Genomic DNA, 24,358 nt, shown 5'->3' with positions numbered 1-24,358 from the left:
GCCATGGCCACCAGCGTTTTTTTACTGAACAGGACGCGGGTCGAAATCGATGCCGCGCCCGCTACGCCGGTGCTGGATCTGATCCGCCGGCATTGGCGTCTGACCGGTTGCAAGGAGGCTTGCCGCGAAGGCGATTGCGGCGCCTGTCTGGTGTTGCTGGGTAAACGCGAGCAAGCGCTGATGACCTATCAGCCCGCCACGGCTTGTCTGCTGCCGTTGGGCGCGGTGGCCGGCCGGCATCTGGTAACCATCGAAGGCTTGAACGCCGAACAGCTCAATCCGCTTCAACAGGCGCTGGTCGATTGCGGCGCGATTCAGTGCGGTTTTTGCACGCCGGGCTTGGTGGTCGCATTGACCGCTTTTTTTCTGAACAGCCCGCGCTCGGATGCCGATGCGGCTATCGATGCGGTGGCCGGTAATCTGTGCCGCTGCACCGGCTATAGCGGCATCAAGCGCGCAATACATCGGCTTTGCGCTCAGTTCGATCTGACGGATTCGACGCCGGAAAACCGGATCAATGACTGTATTGAATGGCGGTTGTTGCCGGATTATTTTGCCCACATTGCCCGGCAATTGGCGGCGATGACGGACGCGGCGGAAGATCAGCAAGCGCAGGCCCTGTTGGTCGGCGGCGGCACCGATTTGTTTGTCCGGCAAGCGGACGGTTTAAGCGGCAGGACGCTGCGTTTCTTGCCTTCCGCCGGCAATCGCGACTGCGCGCGAATGGACGGCCAACAATGCCGGATCGATGCGATGGCCAACATCGAACAACTGCGTGCCTCGCCATTGCTGCAAAGCTTGCTGCCGAGCATCGCCCGGGATTTAACCTTATTGTGTTCCGCGCCTATCCGCCAACATGCCACGCTAGGCGGCAACTTGGCCAATGCCTCGCCAATCGGCGATTTATCGGTGTTTTTTCTGGCGCTGGATGCCAGTGTGCGGCTAGGCATCGACAATAGCCGGCGTGGCATTCGGCTACGGGATTTTTTCGGCGGCTATAAACAAACCGCTTGTCGGGCGGGCGAACAATTGCTGGAGATAAGCTTCGACTGTCCGGCACCGGCTGTTCGATTCAGTTTCGAAAAAGTCAGCAAGCGGACTTTTCTGGACATCGCCAGCGTCAATTCGGCCATGTCGATCCGGCTACTCGATGACGGCCGCATCGACACTGTGCATCTGTCGGCGGGCGGGGTGGCGCCGATTCCACTTTACCTGAGCGCTACCTGCGATTATCTGCGCGGCAAGCCCATTAGTGCCGACAGCGTGCGTGAGGCCGCCGCGATTGCGCAAAACGAAATTTCGCCGATTTGTGATTTGCGCGGCTCGGTGGCATACAAGCGATTGCTGTTAAGGCAGCTGATTTATGCGCATTTTCTAAAATTGTTTCCGGACCTGCTGGTGTGGGAGGCTTTGCATGCGACTGGATGACGCTGAATTGCACGCGCTGGGCGCCGCCCAATTTGTCGATGATTTACCCACCCCGGCAGGCTTGTTGTATGCGCAGCCGGTTGGCGCGACGATTGCCCACGGCCTGATTACACGGATCGATTCGGCGGAGGCCTTGGCTTGCCCCGGTGTGATCGCGCTGTTCACCGCGTCCGACATTCCGGGCTTGAATCAAGTCGGCAATGTCTCGGCCGACGAAGTGCTGTTGGCGGATACCGAAGTGCTGTATCACGGCCAGCCGATTGCGCTGCTGGTGGCGGAATCCGCCGCTACAGCCCGGCGGGCGGCCAAAATGGTAAAGGCCGATTATCAGCCGCTGCCCACCGTGTTCGATGCCCGCGAGGCCGACAGTCTGGGCATGCATATCGCGCCACGGCAAACTTTCAATAGTGGCGATGTCGACAGTGTCTGGGCTGATTGCGCGCTGGTCGTGGAAGGCACCACCACCAGTGGCGCTCAAGAACATATGTATCTGGAAACGCAGACCGCGCTGGCCTATCCGCTGGAAAACCGAGGCCTGCGGCTGATTTCCGCCACCCAGTCGCCCGGCATGACCCAGCGCATCATCGCCAGAGTGCTGGGGCTTTCCATGCATCAGGTTGAAGTCGATGTGCCGCGCTTGGGCGGCGGTTTCGGCGGCAAGGAAGAACAGGCCGCGCCGTTCGCGGCGATGGCGGCACTGGCGGCTCAACAGTTACAACGGCCGGTAAAGTTGACACTACGGCGCGGCGAGGATTGCCAGCTCACCGGCAAACGCCATCCCTACGACGCCGACTTCAAATTGGGGCTGGATGCCTCCGGCAAGATTTTGGCCTATCAAGTCGATTTTTATCAGAATGCCGGTGCGTTTGCCGATTTGTCGCTGGCGATTCTGGAGCGCACGCTATTTCATGCCGGTAACAGCTACTTCATTCCCCATCTGCGGGCCAGCGCGGTTAGTTGCCGGACCCATTTACCGCCGAATACCGCGTTTCGCGGCTTCGGCGGCCCGCAAGCGATGTTCGTGCTGGAGTGCGCGATTTTCAAAGCCGCCAAGATCATGGGCATCGATGCCGGCGAGATTCAACGCCGCAATTTGTTGCGGGAACATCAGATGTTTTACTACGGCATGCCTGCCCAGCGCTGTCTGGCGGAGTCTAGCTGGGATACGCTGCAAACTCGTTTCGACTTAAGCCGGCGCCAATGGGCCATCAACGCATTCAATGCCGGGCATGTGCTGGAAAAGAAAGCGTTGGCGCTGATGCCGGTCTGTTTCGGCATTTCTTTTACCGCGACTTTTTTGAATCAGGCCGATGCGTTGGTGCATGTCTATACCGACGGTAGCGTCGGCGTCAGTTGCGGCGCGGTGGAAATGGGGCAGGGCGTCAGGCGCAAGATCGCCAAGGTCGCCGCGCTCAGTCTTGGTATCGGCGAGCAACGGGTCAAGGTCGAGAGTACCAATACCAGCCGGGTAGCCAATATGTCGCCGACCGCCGCCAGCACCGGCGCCGATCTGAACGGCCAGGCCGTGCGCATGGCCTGTTTGCAAATCAGGCTGCGCCTGCTTGAGATTGCCGCCGGCTTGCTGGGCGATGCCGGCACCGAGCAACTCGACATCGAGCACGGCCGGGTACATAGGCAAGGCCAGCCGACCAAGATTCGCTGGAAACAACTGGTCAGCCAGGCTTATATGGCGCGGACGGGGTTATCGGCGCAGGCGCATTACGCAACGCCGAATCTGTTCTTCGACCGCAGCGTCAATCAGGGGCAGCCATTTGCCTATCATGTCTACGGTTGCGCGGCGGTGGAGGTAGCGCTCGATTGTCTGCGCGGCCGCTATCGTATCAAGCGGGTCAGCATCGTCCACGACAGCGGTCAACCACTGGACGAGAGGGTCGATCATGGCCAGATCGAAGGCGGCGTGGTGCAAGGCCTGGGCTGGATGACACTGGAACAAGTGGTATTCGACCAGAATGGCCGGCTGTTAACCGATAATCTCGGCGCGTATAAAATTCCCGACATGCATTTTGCGCCGGAGATCGACGTGCATTTTCTGGAAGTGGCGGATAATCCGGCGGGCTTGCTGCATTCCAAGGCTGTCGGAGAGCCGCCCTTGATGTACGGCATTGCCGGCTACTTTGCCTTGGTCAAAGCCATACAGGCATTTAATCCGGCTTGGCGGCCGGACTATTGCGCGCCGTTGACGCCGGAAAAAGTTCTGCTGGCGCTGCATGGCTAGCGCTAGCCGCATTTTCAGTTGGCGAAACGCCTTGCGCGGCGGTTTGGTTTACGCGACCGGCGACAGCATCGCCACCCTGATCGGCGGCGAATTTATGCTGCCGCGCGCGCTAGGCGTGCTGGTGTTGGGCGGCACGCTGTACGCCAGCGAAATACCGGCTTATTTCCGCTGGATAGAAACGCGCTTCAGCCGGAGCGGTCGCGGCAACAAGATTAAAAGGGCATTGTTGGCCCAGGCCTTTTTCAATCCGTTATGGATTGCCCGCCATCTGGCATTTATCAAATTATTTTCGGGGCGCGGGTCCGAAATCGATTGGCACTTGCTGGCGATAGGCGTGGACTCGTTCCTGCATATCGTGCCGATAGGCTTGTTGATGAATTATACGATCCAGAATCGGGTGCCGCTAAGTTGGCGATTTTTAGCCAGCGCGTCGTATTCGGCGGTAATGGCGATTTATTTCGCGCTGAGCGAGGTTTGGTTTGGCTGAGCGGGGCGAGCTGTGGCAATGGTTGATAGAGGCGCTGACGCTGGGGCAGCCGGCGGCCTTGCTGGTGGTGGTCGATAGCGTTGGCAGTTCGCCGGGCAAGATCGGCGCCAAAATGGCGGTCAGCGGCCAGGGCTGCGCGGGCACGATAGGCGGCGGGGCCGTTGAATCCGGCATGATCAATATCGCCCGCTCCTTGCTGGCCGAGGCCGACGCCGAGCCGCGATTGTGTCGGCGCGTGCATCATCCGGAAGCTGGTCTTGAGGCCTCCGGGATGATTTGCGGCGGCGAGCAAACCGTGTTGCTCTATCCCTGCCGAAGCGAGGATAGGCGTCTGTTCGAACAATGCTTGGAATATTGCCGGCAGCCTACTTCGTTTGGGTTGAGTATTTTCGCATCGGGCTTGCGTATCGTGCCGATGTCAACCGCAATGTCCCGAGCAAGGTTTGAACACGGCGAACACTGGCGTTATCAAGAAGCGCTGGGGATGCGCCGTAGCGCCTACATTATCGGCGCGGGACATGTCGGCTTGGCGTTATCCAGGGTTCTGGACTGGCTGGATTTCGATGTCACCGTGATCGACGAGCGCGAACAAGCGGAATCGATGCCATTGAACGGCCATGCCCGGCAAAAATGGCGGATACCTTACAGCGACATTGCCGAGCAGGTGCCGGACGGGCCGGACGTGTTTGTGTTCGTCATGACCCATCACTACAGTAGGGACGAATTAGTGCTGGCTCGCTTGGCGCGCAAGCAATTTGCCTACTTGGGCGTGCTGGGTAGCCGCCACAAGGTTAGCCAACTGAAAGCCAGCTTGGCGAACCGTATGTCTACCGAACAACTTGCCAGGCTGCGCGCGCCGATGGGGTTGCCGATCAACAGCCATACGCCCGAAGAGATCGCCGTCAGCATTGCGGCGGAAATTATTCAATTGATCAATTGCGGCCAGTAAGAATTGGAAAACTCGGCATAAATAATACGGCCCACCTCTGTTAAACAACTCAAATCACGATCAAGCTTTTAAAAGTGGCGTAGCGTACAGACCCCAAGCGCTAGGTGTCGGATGATCTTTCGATTATAAGCCGACACGCTAAATCCATTGGGGATGCATCATGAATAAAGCAAAAACACCTGTTCTAACCGTAGCGAACGAACCAGCCCAATTTGGGGAGGAAGTATCGACAATTTCAGTCGGCAACGGCGGCGAGTGGCACCAGTCAGCCATCGACGATCAGCCCACTTTGACGACCAATCAGGGTTTAGCGATTGCCGATAATCAGAATTCTCTGAGAGCTAATCCCAATGGCCCGACGCTGCTGGAAGACTTCATTCTGCGCGAAAAAATCACGCATTTCGACCATGAGCGAATACCGGAACGCATCGTCCACGCCCGTGGTACCGGTGCGCATGGCTTTTTCGAGCTCACCGAATCCCTGGAACAATACACCACCGCCAAAGTGCTGACCGAATTGGGCGCACAAACGCCGCTGTTTACGCGCATATCCACTGTCGCCGGTGGCTCCGGCTCCGCCGATACGCCGCGCGATGTGCGCGGCTTTGCCGTCAAGTTCTACACCAAGGAAGGCAATTGGGATTTGGTCGGCAATAACATCCCGGTGTTCTTCATCCAGGATGCTATTAAATTTCCCGATCTGATTCATGCCGTTAAAATGGAACCTGACCGTGGCTTTCCGCAAGCGGCGTCGGCACATGACACCTTTTGGGATTTTATTTCTTTAACACCGGAAGCCATGCATATGGTGATGTGGGTGATGTCGGACCGCACCTTGCCGCGTTCGTTGCGGATGATCGAAGGCTTCGGTATTCATTCGTTTCGCTTGATCAATGCCGCCGGCGATTCGACCTTCGTGAAATTTCACTGGCGGCCGAAGCTGGGTTTGCAATCCACCCTCTGGGATGAGGCGGTGAAAATAGCCGGTGCCGACTCCGACTTTCATCGTCGCGACATGTTCGAAGCGATCAGCGCCGGCAACTTCCCGGAATGGGACTTGGCGGTGCAATTGTTCACGCAAGAAGATGCCGATGCCTTCCCGTTCGATCATCTCGATCCTACCAAACTGATCCCGGAAGAGTTGGTGCCGTTGCGGGTTATCGGCCGCATGGTATTGAATCGCTGGCCGGACAATTTTTTCGCGGAAACCGAACAGGTGGCGTTTTGCCCGTCTCATGTGGTGCCTGGCATCGATTTCTCCAACGATCCCTTATTGCAGGGCCGGCTGTTCTCCTATCTGGACACGCAACTATCCCGGCTGGGCTCAGCGAATTTTCACCAAATCCCGGTCAATGCACCGCAGTGTCCCTTCGCCAATCACCAGCGCGACGGTCACATGCAAATGGCGCAAGCGCGCGGGCGGGTGGCTTACGAACCCAATACGCTGGCAGTTGATTCGCCACGCGAACAAGCGGCCAACGGCTTTCGCAGTGCGTCGATTGATGAGAGTGGTGCCAAGGGGCGAATTCGACCCGAGAGCTTTGCCGATCATTACAGTCAGGCCAGGCAGTTTTATCTGAGTCAGTCTGCCTACGAACAAGCGCATCTGGCCTCGGCCTTGGTCTTTGAACTATCCAAGGTAGAACATCCGCATATTCGTGCCGCGATGGTCGGTCACCTACGTCATATCGAACAAGACCTTGCGCAGCGGGTAGCCTCCGGCCTAGGTCTGATTGAATTGCCGCCAGCGCCAACTGCGGCGGTGGCGATCCAGGAATTGGAGTCATCGCCGGCGTTACAGCTGATCGGTAACATGAAGAATACACTTGAGGGTCGGAGTGTTGGGATATTGATCGCGGAGGGTTCGGATGCGGCAAGTATTGCCGCTGTGCAGCAAGCTGTGACCAACGCCGGCGCAACAAGCAAAATTGTCGCCACGGTAATAGCTGAAGCCACACTCGCTGACGGCTGGCTGATGAAAGTCGATGGCCAATTGGCGGGTACGCCGTCAGTAATGTTTGACGCGGTCTCCATCCTCCTGACCGAACATGCCGCCGCGTCATTGGCCAAAGAAGCCGCCGCCATTGATTTCGTGCGCGATGCGTTTGGTCATTTGAAAGCGCTAATTGTTGACGAGGGCGGCGCAGTCTTACTGACCACGGCGAATATTAAACCTGATGGCGGCGTGTTTAACATCGATTGCGTGGATGATTTCATCGCTGCTGCCAAGACCCGGCAGTGGGAGCGCGAAGCCAGTATCAGAACACTGGCTTGATAATTTCGCTATCCAAAGCATGTGCCTCACCTTTGACTTCCAGGCACAAAGCTTTTAATTCGTTTTGGTTGTTAAAGGTGGCATTTTTGAGTTTCTTATTGGTGCCAATCCCGTCGCCAAACTCTACCGCCAGCGTTCTCAAATAACCAATGAACTGCAAACTGATAAGCCTAACCCGAATATTTTTAGTCATGTTACTAATAGGGTTATTTGCTTTTGGCAGTATGCTACTAATTTTTGCCTATTCCGATAATGCTAGGATTTGGTTTATTGAGAATAGCGTTAATACCCAAAAGTTAAAGCTTGATATAAAAGGCAAAACTATTTTTGAATATGGCTGGCAACCTGAACTGACTCTTCGTAATATCTCAATCAAAAATACGGCTTGGCCGAGTCCTGAAAATGTTGCACAAATCGATAAATTAACATTACAAATTTCAATTTCAAAGCTTTTTCATGGTGAAATATTCATTAATGATTTAAGCATTAGCAAGCCGGAGTTATTCCTATTAAAAAATAAAAAAAATGATGCAAACTGGCGTTTTTCTGGCCCGAAAGCTGATTCAAGCGCTCTTGAGTTACCGGTTATTTTCGAGAATCTTCATATTATTTCTGGAATATTTCATTATTATGATGAAATCCGTGATATGAATTTTGAAGGGAATATAGATTCCTTGATAGGCTCTGGTGGCTGGCAACTGCCGATTATCATTGAAAGTAAGGGCAACTACCAACACAAAACGCTAAATATCCAGGCTGCTGCCGGTTCCTATGCAGAATTAGGCTCAGAAAATAATCCCTATCCTATCAAGTTGAATATGGTGTTCGGCCAAACGGAAATAGCTATTCTCGGCACAGTGATTCATCCTCTGCAAGCGCCTGATCCAAAGCTTAAGCTTTCTTTTACAGGAGCTGATATTGCCGAATTATTTCCTTTAATCGGCATCCCGTTACCACCTAGCTCAGCCTATAAAATAACGGGGGATTTAAGCCGTCAGGATAGCACTTGGCGCTTTGATCATTTTAATGGTGAAATTGGTCATAGTGATTTGCAAGGAACAGTTCTAATCAATCCAACACTTGAACTCTTGTATTTCGATATGGATTTGTTCGCTAAAACGCTTGACCTTGCCGATTTAAGCGGATTTATTGGCGGCGAACCCAGCCACACAGATCAAAGTGTTACTGAAGATAATACTTTGATACCCGAGCGTCATTTCGATTTTAAACAAATTCATGCCGCCAATGGCAAGGCTCGGCTTCGAGCCACGAATATCATTAACAAGGAAATCCCCCTAACCAACTTTGACGGTCAAATATCGCTCAATAATGGTGTGTTGAAATTCGAACCTGTCATGTTCGGAATTGACGATGGACGGGTAAATCTTTGGATGTCAGCCTATGGATCTCAAAACACGGCAGATGTTGACATCCAAATTAATGTGATTGACCTACCTTTGAGCAAGCTAATCAGGGAAGTTAAAGATATTCAGAAAACATTGGGAAAAATTAACGGTAAATTGAAAATAAAAGGGTCTGGCAATTCACTTAAAGCTATACTTTCAAGTTCCAATGGAGAAGCGTATTTAGTGCAACACGATGGTAAAATTAGCGCTTTGATAGTAGAGTTGATAGGTTTAGATATTTTCCACGCTCTTGGCTACTATATCTCGGGAGATACTCAAATTCCTATTCTCTGCGCGATTGTTGACGTCGATATTAAAGACGGGATTGGTCAGTTAAAAACTTTATTGCTGAATACCAAGGATAGTGTTGTTCATGGCAATGGCTATTTGTCATTTAAAAACGAAACATTTGAAGTAGCGATCACCCCTTATCCGCGTGATTTTAGTCCGCTTACCCTTCGTTCCACCTTAAATGTTTCCGGCACTATATTAAAACCAAAATTTTCAATTGACCCTTTGTCTACTCTCATGCTGCTACCGCCGATAGATATAGGCGAGGTTGAAAACATTGATTGCCAGAAAATGATACGGCAGGCAACGGATTAACTTTGGGTACGTTTAAATAAACGAAACTAAAGTTCATTAGGTGCATTATAAGCGATCGCTATTGTGTGTCACTCGCGGACTAACTGCCAGTTTATCTTGCCTGACCTTGGGATTATTGGTGATCGATTGCTGCGTTTACATGGACAGCAGTTGATTTTCGAATTTGATCCGGGCTTGTTTTTGCTGAGTCTTCAACTCTCAATACTGACATTATGCCTCTACGATTAGCTTCTGAATCCATTGTTAATTTAATGGTTAAGTTTTTTTGCGCAACGCCAATGGGCGGCATTAAAGTCGACTTCCGCGATAGCTTCTTTTTCCATGCAAAACCAATACTTGGCGGGCTTCAATTCCGTTTTGCACGAAGCGGATAGTGATGCTATTGCGGCTTTTTCGGTTCCTTTTTCTTTTTCCTGTTGTTCGAAGCGCTGAGTGGCGCGTAGGCAGATATCGTAAGCTCCGCCTTGCGTGTCCGCAGAGTCGCCATTGGCTTTTTCCGAGGTCGTTTGTGATTCGGTGTCAGAAGGCTGGACGGGCGAACTTTGAGCGTCATTAAGCACTTCGGCCCTACAAAGCATGGGAAAAGTGATGAGCAGGATAAATCCGACAATTAATTTATACATGTTAGAACTCCCTTTAAGAACGATTTTCAAGGAAAAGCGATTACGCCGTATGTATATACCGTTCTGCTTCAGGATGTCTGTACGATTAATCACATAGCGTCTTGTGATGTGCAGTTTTTGTCTTAACTGACCAAGGTTGAAATGAGGTTTTCTGGGCGTTCGCTTTGGGTGATTGGTTCGAATTATCTACCGCAACGGAGATGAGACTCGTCAGAGGCGGAGAACATGTCGCTTTTCAACGCCCAGTCCTATGTGCAGTACCGCACTGAATCATTTCATTTTTATCGGTACTGTTTTTACCGTGCGACGAGAATTGTTATTAGACCTTTGGGTAACAGCAACGAATTGTCAGGAAACCGTGATGAAACATAAACAGACTAATCAGCAAACCGAAGAAACCCCATCTGTAAGTGAGAATGTAATTAATACCCAACGGGACCAAGACGATATTGAGGTAGATAGATACCCACAGCAGAATGTCGGCAAGAGGCAAAATGGGTTTAGTGATGTCAGGGAAAAAATCAAGAAAACCCACAAAAACGATTGGCATTGATCGGCTCAAGCCCTCTCAGAAGGTTGGTCCGGTTTGTTTCAAGAGGCGTTGCAAGAGAAACCTTAAGTTGCAAGCCTGTTTCGATGTCCACGGAAATTCTGAATAATTCAGCAACCAATGTTGGATGCTGAACGGATCAGAACCCCCCAATCTCTAATAAGCTACGCTATCGAACAGACTAATTTTTAGACTTGATTTTTGGTTATATCTGGTCTGAGTGTACGTTTTCGTATCACTGGACTTCAGACCCCGATTCCAACTGTTTTGGGAACTCATTATTGCAATGATAGGGTACCTAAACTGTTCATTTGCTTCAAGTTGGTGGCCATGCAAAAAAATACCCCTTATATTCTTTTTCTGACCTTCGTTTTGTTAGTGACGGTATCTTTTTTTCTATTGATTAAAGATTTTTTATTAGCTTGTTTTTGGGCCATCATTCTGGCGGTAGTTTTTCATCCTGTTTATCAGTGGATTAAACACTATTTTAAAAACTCAGAAATACTGCCGTTGTTTTTGACCATGATGATGATTATTCTGGTTTTTGTTCTTCCTTTGTTGACCTTAACCTTGATGATAACGGATGAAAGCACAGCCTATTATCAAAAGATACAAAACGGGGAAATAAATCCTCAAGTTTATTTTCAAGATACTCTCGCGCTTCTTTTGCCAATATTCAATAAGCTTTCACATATGGAAGCAGTAAGCGTTGAGCAGATAAGCGCCTCAGCAGGGAATGCCTTTACCCAAGCAGTAAAATATATAGCGCAACAACTCCCCGCATTGACCCAGAACCTATTAAATCTGATCGTTCAGGTTGCCCTAGCTTTCTACATTCTATTTTTTCTATTGCGGGATGGCCAACAATTGATAAGAAAACTCATGTCCTTAATCCCAATAGGTGACAGGATAGAAATAGAGTTATTTGAGCGTTTCACCAGCGTAGCTCGAGCGACTGTCAAAGGCGGATTACTAGTCGCTGTCATTCAGGGCAGTATCGGGGGATTATTATTTTGGTTTGTAGGCATTCCAGCAGCTTTTTTATGGGGTATGTTAATGATAGTTTTATCGTTATTACCTATAGGCAGCGCTCTAATTTGGACTCCTGCCGCGATCATTTTATTTTTACAAGGACAAACTTTAAAAGGAACTATCGTTTTGGCAATCGGTATTTTAGTCATTGGTATGATTGATAATTTTCTGAGGCCACGGCTGATAGGTAAAGACAGTAAAATGTCGGATTATTTGGTATTGGTATCCACTCTGGGTGGATTAACCTGGTTTTCCTTAACAGGATTTGTACTAGGCCCCATTATTGCGGCTTTATTTATTACCTGTTGGGAGATCCTGGGAAAAGAAAGCCAGGTAAGTAACCGTCAATAACTTAATCAGCGTTATCAATCTCAAAGAATATCCATTTAACCCGCGCATGCGTTTGCTTGATTTGCCGTTCCATCGCATTAATTTCATCAACTGCATTCATCACGATCATATCGGGTTGGAGTTCGGCTTTAATGGTAACCATGACATTATTGCCGTGATTGATCGCCCATACATTCAGTACCTGTAGTACACAGGGCTGATTCTCCAGATATTGCTGTACGTTATCGCTGATATCAACAGCCGCCTCACCGAGCAGCAAAGAGTGCACCTCTGTGCCCACCACAACGGCAACTGTAATCAATAAAACCCCGATTAAAATCGAGCCTACGGCATCATAGGCGGTATTGCCGGTAATCATTGTCAGGCCCAGCATTACCAGCGCAATCCCGAGTCCAGCCAAGGCTGCCAGGTCTTCACCTGTAACCACCATCAATTCGCTGGACTGAGTATCTTTAAACCATTGCCACAGTGAGCGGACGCCTTTCTCTGGTTGAATTACCGCCAGCGCCTTTTTTAAAGAAAAATATTCCAAACCCAACGCAATCAGCAAAACAAGCAATGCGACACCCTCATTTTCAACAGTATGCGGGTGCATATATCGCTGCCATCCTTCATGAATGGAAAACACGCCACCTACGGAAAACAAGATGAATGCCACCATCATGGACCAAATATAAGATTCCCTTCCAAAACCCATGGGATGTTTACGGGTCGCTTCTTTTTCAGATCGTTTCATACCGATGAACAATAGTACTTGGTTTCCACAATCGGCATACGAGTGAATGGCTTCGGCTAATAGAGAACTAGAACCCGTCCAGAATGCAGCACCGGTTTTTGCCGCTGCAATGCCTAAATTCGCAGCAAATGCATAAAGAATGGCGATGGTTGGGTTGGGAGATGGCATGGATGAATTTTATTCAGTTAGGTTGGAATAAAATTTGCCCGAGAGTTCAAAGTAAATTGGGAAGCGTTATCAAGAACAGAGAATCATCTATATTTGTCATCATTGACATTGCCAACAACTCCCGCTGTTGCGATAAAACGTAGAGCATCCTCAACAGACATATCTATTTCTGTTACATTTCCCCGTGACATAATGACGGTGTTGCCCCCCATCTGATAACTGAATGGCAAATATACGGCAATCTGGTCATCGGCAATAAAAGTATGTAAAACTTCTTCAAAGTCTGAAACGGTGACAAAACCTATTTGTTGACCATTGCCGGGAGGTACATTAATTAGAACTACCTGTTTAAATTTTCCTTTGTTTTTACTGGAAAAAAGAGAACTGAAATCGCGTATTGTTGTATAAACGCTTTTAACAACAGGAATTTGGATAACAAGTTCTTCCAAGTTATTGAACAGGCTTCGTAACGTTCGAGATTCTAGGAAAGCCCCGAAAAAAAACACTAGAGGAAGACCTAACACAAACCCCAAGCCCTTTATATACCAACTGTCAGGGAAGAAAAATTTGAATATATTCCCCAGTGCCAATTCTGCAGTACCGGCAAACCAGATAAGCAAATAAAGAGTGAATGTAAGGGGAATAATAGCGATTAACCCTTTGAAAAAAATTTTACTAATCGGTTTCATATTAACAGTCCAATTATCGTAATTCATAAGCTAGATAATAATTAAGGGGGATAGTTGGCTCGCTCCTATACCTTGTATACCCTATGAACCTCACCGCAAGCATAAATTGCATCTTACATTCAATTCAGTTTTTCTCTAACAGGACTTTAAGCGCGTATTTTTCCCGGTCGATTTCTCCCCGGGTACGGATACCAAACCGGCGCAAGAGGGGTAAGGGAGGACACCATCCTTGTATGCCATGCTGCAACAGAAACGGCAAAACAATGCCGGGCAGAAATAACCATTTTCGATTTTTGATTAAACCGAGAATCAGACCGGATAGAGCTAAAGTAGAGGCATTGACTTCAAGCACTCGTTCTATATCCCATTCCTTATCCAGCATTTGAATACGCTCAAGAATTTCTGCCTTGCATTTGCCCTTATAATGTTGAGTATTGATATCTGTTTGAAGATCTATTTCTTCGTTGACATCGGAAGCGGTGGAGCTACGAACGCGATCCAGGCTTGATCTTGTTGAATCTTCAGCATGAAATAGTGACATTGGCGACTCCCTTAAAAACATCAAAAACCTTTATTTAAAGGCCGGTAACGGAATAAATAAAGCCAGCACGAATTAATTTGAATCCACGCTGGCTTCATTTAAAAACTGCGCGCTAAGGTAAGGACGAAAAACTAATCAGTTTCGGTGGCCAAAAGCCGATCCAAAGCACGAATATGAGCTTGTTGAGCAGGCAGCAACTGCGTTTCAATCAAAGAGCGAATCTCTAAAGGCAGTTCAGTCTCCTGCAACGCTTCCTCATATGCTTCTGCGCCACTTTTTTCGCCGCTCTGTAAAGACTTGAGTGCCACCTCTTTACCCAGCAGATTAGCGCCTCCCTGGACTATTTGCGCCCAAGTGCCCCAAGCTCCTGAATCCTCGCAGGGAGTTCCTCCCAGTTGACTGATGAGCGTCTGTAAACTGGAAACGGCCTCTTTATGATCCTCATAAATGGGCCTAAGATCCTTCGATTCGCCCAATGCGGCATCTTCGGCAAGTTTGTCCTGCACCTGTTGATAGGTTTCCGTTGCAGATAATTCGTCTTTTAGAAATTTGTTGAGTGTGTCTATGGTATGCATAATTAAACTCCTGGTTGATTATTTTTTTGACGACATGCAATCGCGGCATCAAGCTTAAACTGACGATTCTCCCGTCGAGGAAATATCCTCGGCATGGGCGGCCTCAAAGATTTTTTTTGCTTTATCAACCCCTTCGCTGCTTGTCGTATGGACAGAAATCAAAGCATTGCCTCCGGTGATTTTTCCTTCATAGCGTTTGGCTTCGTACTCCGGAATACCCAGTCCGATTAAACCGCCCGTCAAACTTCCAGCGGTAGCACCTACTGCTGCTCCGCTCAAGGCGCCCATAATGGGTCCTGCGGCGATAAAGGGACCCACGCCTGGAATAGCCAGCGCACCAATCCCGGCTAACAATCCGAGTACACCGCCAGTACCTAAACCCACTGACCCACCAATCGCCGCTCCTTCCGGTGCCTTGGTGTGCTTTTCATGCGCAAAATCTTGGGTGCTGGATTTGTCGGGAAACAGCACCGATATATCATTATTTGAAAAACCTGCGGCAATCAGGTCATTAACAATACTCTCTCCCTGATCGGTATTTTGGGCGATACAGAAAACTGCTTTAGTCATGTGATTCTCCAAGGCCTTTATGGCGCTTAATATTCAAGGTTATTATTTACCTGCAGTACACCAGGCGTTTGCTTGGCGATATCTTGCAGTTTAATTTTCTCGGCTTCATTTTTTACAGGCCCGCGCAAAGTCACGGCTCCATTACGGGTAATGATTTTTATATTTTGCGCATTAACTGAAAATGACTCATTTTTAATCACAGCTTGCCGGATGGCCGCTGTAATTTTGATATCGCCTTCGTTTTCCTTTTGATCTTCCGGGGTTAACGTCGAGTTATCCTTGTCGCGAACGTTGATCTCGGTATTTTCCAATGTTGAGTCGGCCGCAAGATAGATGGCGCTATTCTGTTCGGCTCGAACAGTACCCGTCATCATTATTAAACTGCCTGTCAAAGTGAACGTAACTAACAATAAGCGTGTTGACATATTTAGCTCCTAAATAGTGAGTGTTTCTTTTTCGAAATAATTGAATGGCAGGCTTTATTCTTTTGTTTCAACGAATGACCACCCACTTGATCTAACGACAAATGTCATCGTTAAATCGCTGTTGCTTGGTAAAACCTGTTCTCGGAACCAGGTTCATGGTCTAGCGCCCGCTCAACAGCCGGCTTAACAGAAAACCGGCTCCGACGGCTATACCTAATGAAGTGGCGGGATTTTTATCAATGTAACCGCGGCAATCTTCTAAAAACTGCTGCTCCACGTTTTTCAATTGCTCGCCTTTTTGACCCAGCACTTCTGCTGCCTGAGAGGTTGCATTGGCTACTTTGTCAACGGCCGAGTGAGCGCCTGATCTAATTCGGTCAACGGTGTCATCGACAGTGTTGGTATTGTTTGTTGCTTCCATAATGGATTCCTTATAAAAAAGAAAAAGGATCGGTTGGTTTCAAAATCTGATGATGTCAACACCATGCTAATTACACATGGCACGCCGACCTTAACAGTCTTTTAAATGGCTGCAGGTGGACAGAGCGATTAATGATTGAAAAATAAATAAATAATGACCAAAACAATCACCGGCACGCCCAGCAGCCAACCTATAAAATATTTACCCATGACATATCTCCTAAAATATTCGTGTATATAATTCTATTTATTGGATTTGGCTTACATTCAAACAGGCTGTTTAAAGACATCAAGAAGCAAGCTGGGTTAAAGTTTCTAGGAAAATCGTCTTAGAGTCGGTGCGTTGTCGCACATTGAAGATGAATTTCTTTATCTGCCCAGAATTAGATTTTTTGAAAATTATTTTGACATCCCCGATTTCTTTTTTAGTTCAATTTTCATTCGGTAAAACCTCCAATATCTGTATAGATGACAAGATACGGTTGACGTTCTGGACTTAGGTGTAAATGCACGACGTAATTGAGCAACAAGCCATCAATGTGCTTTGCCGTACCGACCAAATCATAGTTTGCAGGTAGGCTATCCAAATAGCCATTCAGCCATTTAATCATTAGCGGTGTTCAAAGCCGCAAGTTGATCTTTCACGAATTAACCATTTGACTTTGTTTACGCAGCAAGATCAGGAGCCATCACTATGAGTAATTCAGACATCACCGTTGCCGATTACCTGATATTTCGACTGAAAGAGATAGGCGTGGATCACCTGTTTGGTGTGCCGGGCGACTTTGTGCTGGGATTTTTCAATCAGGTTTTGAAAAGCGACCTGGCCTATGTCGGTACCTGCAATGAACTCAATGCAGCCTATGCTGCTGACGGCTACGCACGTATTCGGGGTATTGGCGCATTTTCTTCAACCTATGGCGTGGGTGAGTTAAGCGCGCTCAACGGTGTGGCGGGCGCATTCGCGGAGAGAGTGCCCATAGTAGTAATCACCGGTTCTCCGGCGACGATTAATTTCCGCAACCGGCCATTGCTGCATCACACATTAGGCGATTATCAGATTCCGCTGCGAATATACGAGAAAATTACGGCCGCCTCGACTGAACTGGTTTCTGCTGATATGGCACCCGCCGAGATCGACCGGGTGTTATCGGTGTGTTTTTCTCATCAACTACCGGTCTATATAAGTCTTCCCGCTGACGTGGTGATGATGAAATGCCGTTATCCTGAGGCTTTCCTGTTCCCGCCTGACCTCGGTAGTGATCCTGATGTGCTCGCTGAGGCGATCAATGAAGCCACGAAGATGCTAAACAATGCCGATAAACCAGTGGTGATTGGCGATGTGGAGTTGATACGATTTGAACTGCAAAAACCATTCGCAGATTTTCTTGAAAAAACCGGCTTTCCCTATGCCACCATGATGTTGGGCAAAAGCGTTCTGTCAGAACAACATCCACAATTCATCGGTTTATATGAGGGAGAACGGAGCCGCGACTACGTAAAAAATCGAGTAGAGTCTGCCGACTGCATATTGCAGCTCGGGGCATTGCTCACCGATTTTAACACCGGTGGTTTTACCGCCAAGCTTGATGATGTGAAAACGATCAGCGTCAACAGCCGTTCCCTTCAGATCAAACATCATGTTTACGAGAACGTGTCACTTCATGACTTTATCCTTGGGTTGACCAAAAGTCTTACCCGACGCGATTCGACAACCCTGGATATCCGATCGGCGGTCGATGGCTGTGTTCATCGCCGTTCGGAACAATACTCTGCTGATGGACAAAAACCGCTGACCATCAAGCGATTCTTCGATCGCATGAGTCATTTTATAGAAGACGATGCGATTATCGTTGCAGAAACCGGCGTATCGCTATTCAGTGCTGCCGAATTACTGCTGCCCAAAGGCGCCACTTTTATCGGGCAAACATTTTATGGTTCTATCGGCTACAGCATAGGAGCCACCCTAGGTGCCGCTATAGCGGCAAAAGCCAGACAGGTCGTTCTATTCGTGGGGGATGGTTCTTTTCAAGTAACCGGCCAGGATCTGTCAACGATGATCCGCAACCATCTCAAGCCCGTTATATTTCTGATCAATAATGAAGGCTACACGATAGAGCGAGTCATTAGCGACCATCCCTACAATGATCTCCAGCCCTGGCAGTATCATAAACTGGTGGAGGTGTATGGCGGTGGATTAGGTGTTGATGTCCACACCGAAGGAGAGCTTGAAGAGGCATTGGCTATAGCAACTAGGTCTGATCAATTGATATTCATTGAAATTCACACTGGGCGACTGGACTGCCCCGAATCGCTTATTAGCGCGGGACAGTCTTTAGCCATAGCTAATCAGTTAGATTAACTGGCATGTAAAATAGTCAGGACTAATCGAATAGGATTAAATCCATAAAACTCACTGAACGGCTGAGTTGCCAATGCGTCCTTGCATTGGCTTATAACAACTTACTTAACTTCACCTTCTCGTTTGGTTTCCATTTTCAGGTTTTGGTATTCATGCTGCTCTAGCTTGCCATCATTTCCCGCATCGACTTTGTCGAAGGTCTGCAGCAAGTAAGGGAAGTTTTGTAATTCACTTTTCGTCACGAAATGATCGCCATTGACATCGGCTTCGGCAAATGTGGGTAACTTTCCCTTGCCATCCGCTGATTTTTTGGCAGAATTAGTTTGCGAATTTTGATTACCTGAATTTGACGTCTCGGCGTATGCAGGATTAATCACAATAGAAAGTCCAATACCTATCAGCGTGGCTATACGGATCATATTGGGTGCCAAACTGGTATTGTTAGATGATTTTGTAGTGTGTTTTTTTATATTCATAGTAGTTTTACTTTGATGGTTAATAGTCGGATTTTTGAAAAAAATCTTTCAAAAAACATTTTTTTACTTGTCTTGTATATTTAATTAGAATTTCTAAAAAATAACTCTACTGAAAATTTTGAAATATATTTTTCATTATTGGCTTTACATCATATTTTTAAGCCAAGTCAATTAATTTATACCAACTGAACTGTAATCTAAATCATTCATTCCAGTCGGTTCGGTGGCGTACATAATTATTTTTCAAAGATCTGCGTTTTCGGTAATTCTGAAAAAATAAGTTATCAATGTGCGATGCCGAACGGATCAGCAGCACTAATCGCTATATAGTATTCAATAGTTAAAGGGGGGCGGATTCAAAACCGAAGTGCAACACCCGAAATGCCAGTAAGGTATGCACATGGAAATCAGCACAAAACAGTATCAACAGCTTCAGCCTGAAGAGCGCGTCACGATTAGCAGTCTGAAGCAACAAAACTACGGTGTTCGTGCCATAGCACGGGTGCTGAAACGTCCCGCCAGCACCATCAGCCGAGAACTGGGTCGTAATAGCACATCCGATCATTACGGCAGTGTCCAAGCGCACCAGGCCTGTCAACATCGGCGGCGACAATCCAGACCTCGACAGAAACTGCAGGTTGACGGCGTGTTATTTGGCGTTGTTCAGCATTTCCTTCAGCAAGGCTGGTCACCGGAGCAGATTGCTCTGGCGCAGGCCGCGCTCTATCCCAAAGGCCATGAGTATCGCGTGTCACACGAAACCATCTACAACTGCATCTATGCCCAGCCGGTCGGCACATTAAAACGCGATCTGATTGCCTGTCTACGCCAGGCCAAAAACAAACGTGTGCCCCGCAGCAAAGGCCAAGACCGTCGCGGCCAGATACCGGACATGCTCAGCATCCACCTGCGGCCACCTGAAATCGAAGACCGCCAGTTTCCAGGGCATTGGGAAGGCGATCTCATCAAAGGCGCGGGCAATGCCAGTGCCGTCGGCACCTTGGTGGAGCGAACTAGTCGATTGCTGATGCTGATCAAACTGCCCCATCCACAGCCTGCCAGCGCCGCCAATGTGCTGCAAGCCTTTACCGATAAGCTCAACAGCATTGCCCAACCAATGCGGCTGAGTATGACCTATGACCAAGGGCGCGAAATGGCTTTACACAAGCAGCTTTCGGCCAATACCGGCATTGCTGTGTACTTCTGTGATCCCCATAGCCCTTGGCAACGCGGCTCCAACGAAAACATGAATGGCCTGGTTCGTCAGTATTTGCCTAAGGGTACTGATCTGTCAGGCTACACCCAGCAACAACTCGATGCGATTGCCGATCAAATTAACGCTCGCCCCCGAAAAGGTCTTGGGGTACGCTGTCCGCTCGCTGTTTACAGGGAATTGCTGCTGAACAGCTCGCAACAGTCAACTCTCTTTCATTAATATCGAGGTGTTGCACTTCGGTTTTGAATCCGCCCTTTGGCCTTATCAAACCTAGCAACTGGAGATGCGCCAGTAAAGATTTATCCCCGAACAGACCAAGTGGCGACTCCGTCAGAGGAAACTAAGACCCAAGGTTGGATTTATTTTTATGCCCCCCCAGGCGATTATGATTTAGAGGTAACAACTTATCAGTCTGCTTCCGAATCATCATATATAACACCCTTATCTAAACATTTTGTACTTCATGTCAGGCAGGATGTAAAAATAATTTATGGGGGTTCCCTCGGCAGTAAATGTCACGATACAAAATATGGGTTATTGGTAAATTGCGACGTAGTTGATGCCATTCATGATGAAACGGAAGCAGCAAAATTGATCACCCAAGAGTTCTTCGCAGACTCAAAGCCGTTCGTTACTGAATTGCTTCAACCTTTGGCAATCAATAGGACTTTAGCCGATTTACAACCAATTGGTTTGGTGATTCAACAGCAGGGTGAATTATTTACTCCACCATGGGTTAGACGGGGGATGAGCCGTTTCACAGGTATTGGCGATCCAGGCAAGGCTTATAATCCACCATCTCCTAACTTTAGCGGAGGTGGATGCGGTCAAGCATGTGCTGGTATATTAATGTTATATCTTATGTATTTACCCGTTGGCGCTTTAATAGGAGCTGGTTATGGTGAATATACGGAAGCAAAGTGGCAGCCCTGTATTTCATCTTTGCAACAAGAGTTGGCGCATTACGATTTTCCCACCAAGCTTGGCGATGCAATTATTCAAACATTCCCCAAAACATTTTCACCTGCTCCTCTCAATCTCAGTCATTCTCTAAATCAAATGGAAGAGGCTAGTCTTCATGGACTGAAGACGATTTTAAAAGCAGATATTCAGCGTATTCAACTTCGAGAATGCGCAAAAGACGGCACGTTTTGCATGGAGTTTGCCATGCATTTTACTGTCAACGATATCAAGTCAGGTCAAGTGTTATTCGGAAAAACTATGATTTATAGCGAATCTGAAGCTAGCATACAAGATAGACCTTATGAAGTACGAACTCAAAAATCTCCATCTTGTTATGTAATGAATGCCTACTGTGGTAATGATAAAATAGTTTTTCAAAGTCAAATTAAAGAAGCCATGGATATACTGGCTCATGAAATGTTAAATACCTTAAGAGATAAGAATGATAAAACAGAAAAAGATAATTAAAGGTGCCGATAATGGGAATTCCTCTATTGGAAATAAGAGTAAATACCTCATGCTTTGAGTGGCTGCTTTCTCCCAATACTTGCTATTCAAAATGAGAAAATACATTCAATTGAGCGTCTCAGATTGGCCGTCACTTGCCGTACTCTACGGTTATAAGTGGGCACTGAAGTTTTTTCCTAGTTCTGGTAGAAAATCCGGTATTTTTCAGTAATTATGCCGCCCGATACTCGTGCTTCCCGCATTTGGCGCGGGTTTTCGGAAAGGGCTTCCCAGCCCCACCGAAAACGAGCGGTAGGCTCGAAAAAGTGGGGGCAGGCTCTCCTTTCCCTCCCCCGAGGGCATTTCTCGCCAATTACTGCGATGCTCGGACGGACTAAGGGGATTAACGGCATGCTTCGGCATTTTTCCGCTTCTCCGAACCATTGTAGGCAAACGGAACACCCATCAGTTTGAATCACCCCAGTTTCGCGCCGTTTTTCTTAGCGGGGCGGGACGGTGGTACAATGGCCGTTCCCAGAATGACTTTTGAATTGCAATCATGATGTTATCTTTCCGTTCAACATTTAGCCTTTTTGTTGGGCTGCTTTTATTTCTGGCTGTGCAAAGCTTGCAGGCCGCCGGTCCGATATTTACTCCGGCCGCGCCCAGTATTGCCGGTACCAGTTATTTTTTGATGGACTTTAACAGCGGCCGCATTCTGGCTGAAAAAGATCCGGACAAACGGGTGTCTCCAGCCAGTTTGACCAAGATCATGACCGTATATGTGGTATTTCGCGAGCTGAAATCTGGCCATTTGACCATGGACGAAAAAGTCACCATCAGCCAAAACGCCTGGGAAACCGGCGGCTCGAAGATGTTTGTCGAGGTCAATAAACAGGTGTCGGTGGAAGACTTGTTGCAGGGCGACATCATCCAGTCGGGCAATGATGCCAGCGTGGCCCTGGCCGAGCATGTGGCCGGCAGCGAGCAGACCTTTGCGACGATGATGAACGAGCAGGCCTCACGCTTGGGCATGGTCAATAGTCATTTTGAGAGCAGCACCGGTTTGCCCACGCCCAACCATTACAGCAGTGCCCGCGATCTGGCCTTGCTGACGCAAGCCTTGATCAAGGAATTTCCGGAATATTACCGCTGGTTTTCGCAAAAAGAATTCACCTATAACAATATTACCCAGCAAAACCGCAACCAATTGTTGTGGCGGGATCAGACCGTGGACGGCGTCAAGACCGGCTTTACCGACGATGCCGGTTATTGCATGGTGTCCTCGGCTAAACGCGACGATATGCGGCTGATCGCGGTGGTGATGGGAACCTCCAGCCCCAATGCGCGCGCCAACGAAAGCCAGTCGTTGTTGAACTACGGCTTCCGTTTCTTCGAAACCCATCGCTTGTATGAAGCCGGTACCGCCTTGGCCGAAGCCAGGGTTAGGAAAGGAGAGACCTCCAAGCTGTCGGTGGGGGTGGCCGAAGATATTTATGTCACCGCGCCGCGCAAGCATTTCAATGAACTGAAGGGCGAAACCCAAGTCGATAAAGCCATTCTGGCGCCGATCAACAAGGGCGACACGGTCGGCAGCCTGAATGTGACTTTGGCCGGTGAAACCATTCTGAGCAAGCCCTTGGTGGCGATGGATAGTATTGCCGAAGGTGGTTTTTTCCGCCGTTTGTATGACGCCGTCTTGGTCATGCTGGAGAAATAATGGCCGACACAGTCTATTTAAACGGCGAATACCTGCCGTTGGCGGATGCCAAGGTTTCGGTGCTGGATCGCGGTTTTTTGTTCGGCGATGGGGTTTACGAAGTCATTCCGGTTTATCGCGGCCGTTTGTTCCGGTTCGAGGACCATATCGCGCGGCTGGATAACAGTCTGCGGGCGATTCGCCTGGAACTGAGCAAAAGCGCGGATGAATGGCGGGCGATTTTTGAACCCATGCTCGACAGCGGCAAGGATCAATACATTTATTTGCAGATTACCCGCGGCTACGCGCCTAAGCGCGATCATGGCTTTCCCGAGCATGTGGTGCCGACCGTGTTTGCAATGTGTAACGAGATCAAGCCGTTTGCCGGTCGCATCAGCGGGGTCAAGGCCGTGACGCTGGACGATACTCGCTGGCAACTGTGCCATGTCAAAGCCACGGCCTTGTTGGCCCATGTGTTGTTGCGGCAGGAAGCGCTGGATCAGGATTGCGCCGAAGCGATATTGGCCAGAAACGGTTATGTCACCGAGGGCGCCGCCAGCAATTTATTTGCGGTGATCGACGACCAACTGATCACGCCGCCGAAAACCAACGAAATTCTGCCGGGCATTACCCGCGATGTGATATTGGAACTGGCCGAGGCTCATCAAATCCCGTGCCGGGAAGATGTGATCGCGCTGGAAGCCTTGGAAAACGCCAGCGAAATCTGGGTGACCAGCTCCACGCGTGAAATCGTGCCGGTGGTCGAATTGGATGGCCGCATCGTGGGCGATGGCGAGCCGGGGCCGGTTTTTCAAAAAATGGACCGGTTATTTCAAGCCTATAAACAATCGTTAGCATGAGCGAAACAGATAGTCTTTTAGAATTTCCCTGCCAGTTCGCGATCAAGGCGATGGGTAAAAGCCGCGACGATTTCGACGCCATCGTGGTGGAAATCGTCCGCCGTCATGCCGGCGATATTCGCGAGGGCGCCGTCAGTAGCCGTCCGAGCCGAGCCGGGACTTATGTCTCGGTAACGGTCATGATAGAAGCCACCAGCCGCGAACAACTCGATGCCATTTATCAGGGTCTGACCGATCACCCTGATGTGTTGATGGCGCTGTAAGTTCA

24 protein-coding genes are annotated in these 24,358 nt (G+C 48.8%); 14 read left to right on the top strand and 10 right to left on the bottom strand.

Going from position 1 to position 24,358, the window contains the following annotated elements; all coding sequences use genetic code 11:
* The first annotated feature begins 3 nt into the window (after window positions 1–3).
* The 5 genes from IVG45_RS08875 to IVG45_RS08855 all read left to right on the top strand — a co-directional run bounded on the left by IVG45_RS08875 (window position 4) and on the right by IVG45_RS08855 (window position 7,375).
* A complete protein-coding gene (locus IVG45_RS08875) occupies window positions 4–1,428 on the top strand; it encodes a 2Fe-2S iron-sulfur cluster-binding protein (protein ID WP_196437467.1) in 1,425 nt (474 codons plus the stop codon).
* Complete coding sequence (locus IVG45_RS08870; protein ID WP_196437466.1) at window positions 1,415–3,664, top strand: molybdopterin cofactor-binding domain-containing protein; 2,250 nt, start codon at window positions 1,415–1,417, stop codon at window positions 3,662–3,664. The genes IVG45_RS08875 and IVG45_RS08870 overlap by 14 nt, the downstream gene beginning before the upstream one ends.
* Window positions 3,657–4,151 (top strand): hypothetical protein, encoded by a 495-nt coding sequence (locus IVG45_RS08865; protein ID WP_196437465.1) that lies wholly within the window; start codon window positions 3,657–3,659, stop codon window positions 4,149–4,151. The genes IVG45_RS08870 and IVG45_RS08865 overlap by 8 nt, the downstream gene beginning before the upstream one ends.
* A complete protein-coding gene (locus IVG45_RS08860) occupies window positions 4,144–5,100 on the top strand; it encodes an XdhC family protein (RefSeq protein ID WP_230874812.1) in 957 nt (318 codons plus the stop codon). The genes IVG45_RS08865 and IVG45_RS08860 overlap by 8 nt, the downstream gene beginning before the upstream one ends.
* A gap of 160 nt (window positions 5,101–5,260) precedes the next feature.
* A complete protein-coding gene (locus tag IVG45_RS08855) occupies window positions 5,261–7,375 on the top strand; it encodes a catalase (protein ID WP_196437464.1) in 2,115 nt (704 codons plus the stop codon).
* Here IVG45_RS08855 and IVG45_RS08850 read toward each other — a convergent pair.
* Window positions 7,359–7,568 (bottom strand): hypothetical protein, encoded by a 210-nt coding sequence (locus IVG45_RS08850; protein ID WP_196437463.1) that lies wholly within the window; start codon window positions 7,566–7,568, stop codon window positions 7,359–7,361. The genes IVG45_RS08855 and IVG45_RS08850 overlap by 17 nt on opposite strands.
* On the opposite strand from IVG45_RS08850, the gene IVG45_RS08845 reads away from it, so the two are divergent.
* The gene (locus IVG45_RS08845; protein WP_196437462.1) at window positions 7,567–9,387 is read left to right on the top strand and encodes an AsmA family protein; all 1,821 of its coding nucleotides are present in this window, start codon (window positions 7,567–7,569) and stop codon (window positions 9,385–9,387) included. The two genes, IVG45_RS08850 and IVG45_RS08845, sit on opposite strands and share 2 nt — an antisense overlap.
* A 248-nt stretch (window positions 9,388–9,635) precedes the next feature.
* Here the strand turns inward: IVG45_RS08845 and IVG45_RS08840 are convergent, their stop codons facing one another.
* Complete coding sequence (locus tag IVG45_RS08840; RefSeq protein WP_196437461.1) at window positions 9,636–10,010, bottom strand: hypothetical protein; 375 nt, start codon at window positions 10,008–10,010, stop codon at window positions 9,636–9,638.
* A gap of 361 nt (window positions 10,011–10,371) precedes the next feature.
* Here IVG45_RS08840 and IVG45_RS08835 point away from each other — a divergent pair, with 361 nt between their 5' ends.
* Window positions 10,372–10,563, top strand: coding sequence for a hypothetical protein (locus IVG45_RS08835; RefSeq protein ID WP_196437460.1), 192 nt, complete (start codon window positions 10,372–10,374; stop codon window positions 10,561–10,563).
* Window positions 10,564–10,890: 327 nt separating this feature from the next.
* On the top strand, window positions 10,891–11,943 hold the full coding sequence (locus tag IVG45_RS08830) for an AI-2E family transporter (protein WP_196437459.1): 1,053 nt from the start codon (window positions 10,891–10,893) through the stop codon (window positions 11,941–11,943).
* 1 nt (window position 11,944) lies between these two features.
* On the opposite strand, the gene IVG45_RS08825 is transcribed toward IVG45_RS08830, so the two are convergent.
* The 7 genes from IVG45_RS08825 to IVG45_RS08795 form a co-directional block, all read right to left on the bottom strand.
* Window positions 11,945–12,847 (bottom strand): cation diffusion facilitator family transporter, encoded by a 903-nt coding sequence (locus tag IVG45_RS08825; RefSeq protein WP_196437458.1) that lies wholly within the window; start codon window positions 12,845–12,847, stop codon window positions 11,945–11,947.
* Between the two features lie 83 nt (window positions 12,848–12,930).
* On the bottom strand, window positions 12,931–13,536 hold the full coding sequence (locus IVG45_RS08820) for a DUF502 domain-containing protein (protein WP_196437457.1): 606 nt from the start codon (window positions 13,534–13,536) through the stop codon (window positions 12,931–12,933).
* Window positions 13,537–13,660: 124 nt separating this feature from the next.
* Window positions 13,661–14,077 (bottom strand): DUF2892 domain-containing protein, encoded by a 417-nt coding sequence (locus IVG45_RS08815; protein ID WP_196437456.1) that lies wholly within the window; start codon window positions 14,075–14,077, stop codon window positions 13,661–13,663.
* A 131-nt stretch (window positions 14,078–14,208) separates the two neighbouring features.
* A complete protein-coding gene (locus tag IVG45_RS08810; protein WP_196437455.1) occupies window positions 14,209–14,652 on the bottom strand; it encodes a DUF2383 domain-containing protein in 444 nt (147 codons plus the stop codon).
* 54 nt (window positions 14,653–14,706) lie between these two features.
* Window positions 14,707–15,222: a DUF1269 domain-containing protein gene (locus IVG45_RS08805; protein ID WP_196437454.1), complete on the bottom strand. Its 516-nt coding sequence runs from the start codon at window positions 15,220–15,222 to the stop codon at window positions 14,707–14,709.
* A gap of 26 nt (window positions 15,223–15,248) precedes the next feature.
* The gene (locus IVG45_RS08800; RefSeq protein WP_196437453.1) at window positions 15,249–15,647 is read right to left on the bottom strand and encodes a BON domain-containing protein; all 399 of its coding nucleotides are present in this window, start codon (window positions 15,645–15,647) and stop codon (window positions 15,249–15,251) included.
* A gap of 160 nt (window positions 15,648–15,807) precedes the next feature.
* Window positions 15,808–16,068, bottom strand: a complete 261-nt coding sequence (locus tag IVG45_RS08795; RefSeq protein WP_196437452.1) for a DUF883 family protein — start codon at window positions 16,066–16,068, stop codon at window positions 15,808–15,810.
* A 693-nt stretch (window positions 16,069–16,761) separates the two neighbouring features.
* Between IVG45_RS08795 and IVG45_RS08790 the strand changes: the two genes are divergently transcribed.
* Complete coding sequence (locus IVG45_RS08790) at window positions 16,762–18,429, top strand: alpha-keto acid decarboxylase family protein (RefSeq protein WP_196437451.1); 1,668 nt, start codon at window positions 16,762–16,764, stop codon at window positions 18,427–18,429.
* Window positions 18,430–18,530: 101 nt separating this feature from the next.
* Here the strand turns inward: IVG45_RS08790 and IVG45_RS08785 are convergent, their stop codons facing one another.
* Window positions 18,531–18,905: an EF-hand domain-containing protein gene (locus IVG45_RS08785; RefSeq protein ID WP_196437450.1), complete on the bottom strand. Its 375-nt coding sequence runs from the start codon at window positions 18,903–18,905 to the stop codon at window positions 18,531–18,533.
* Between the two features lie 400 nt (window positions 18,906–19,305).
* Here IVG45_RS08785 and IVG45_RS08780 point away from each other — a divergent pair, with 400 nt between their 5' ends.
* The 5 genes from IVG45_RS08780 to IVG45_RS08760 all read left to right on the top strand — a co-directional run bounded on the left by IVG45_RS08780 (window position 19,306) and on the right by IVG45_RS08760 (window position 24,353).
* Window positions 19,306–20,340 carry an IS30 family transposase gene (locus IVG45_RS08780; protein WP_196437449.1) on the top strand — a complete coding sequence of 345 codons (1,035 nt, stop codon included), beginning with the start codon at window positions 19,306–19,308 and terminating at the stop codon, window positions 20,338–20,340.
* Window positions 20,341–20,376: 36 nt separating this feature from the next.
* Entirely contained in the window at window positions 20,377–21,552 is a 1,176-nt protein-coding gene (locus tag IVG45_RS08775) for a hypothetical protein (protein ID WP_196437448.1), read from the top strand.
* Between the two features lie 538 nt (window positions 21,553–22,090).
* Window positions 22,091–23,251 (top strand): D-alanyl-D-alanine carboxypeptidase family protein, encoded by a 1,161-nt coding sequence (locus IVG45_RS08770; protein ID WP_196437447.1) that lies wholly within the window; start codon window positions 22,091–22,093, stop codon window positions 23,249–23,251.
* Window positions 23,251–24,090 (top strand): D-amino acid aminotransferase, encoded by an 840-nt coding sequence (locus IVG45_RS08765; RefSeq protein WP_196437446.1) that lies wholly within the window; start codon window positions 23,251–23,253, stop codon window positions 24,088–24,090. The genes IVG45_RS08770 and IVG45_RS08765 overlap by 1 nt, the downstream gene beginning before the upstream one ends.
* Complete coding sequence (locus tag IVG45_RS08760; protein WP_196437445.1) at window positions 24,087–24,353, top strand: HP0495 family protein; 267 nt, start codon at window positions 24,087–24,089, stop codon at window positions 24,351–24,353. Before IVG45_RS08765 ends, IVG45_RS08760 begins: the two co-directional genes overlap by 4 nt.
* Window positions 24,354–24,358: the final 5 nt, after the last annotated feature.

The sequence above is a fragment of the Methylomonas sp. LL1 genome, from assembly GCF_015711015.1.
Classification (GTDB): Bacteria; Pseudomonadota; Gammaproteobacteria; order Methylococcales; family Methylomonadaceae; genus Methylomonas.
Note: the sequence above shows the minus strand (reverse complement) of the source record. Positions and strands in the feature narration are given on the sequence as shown.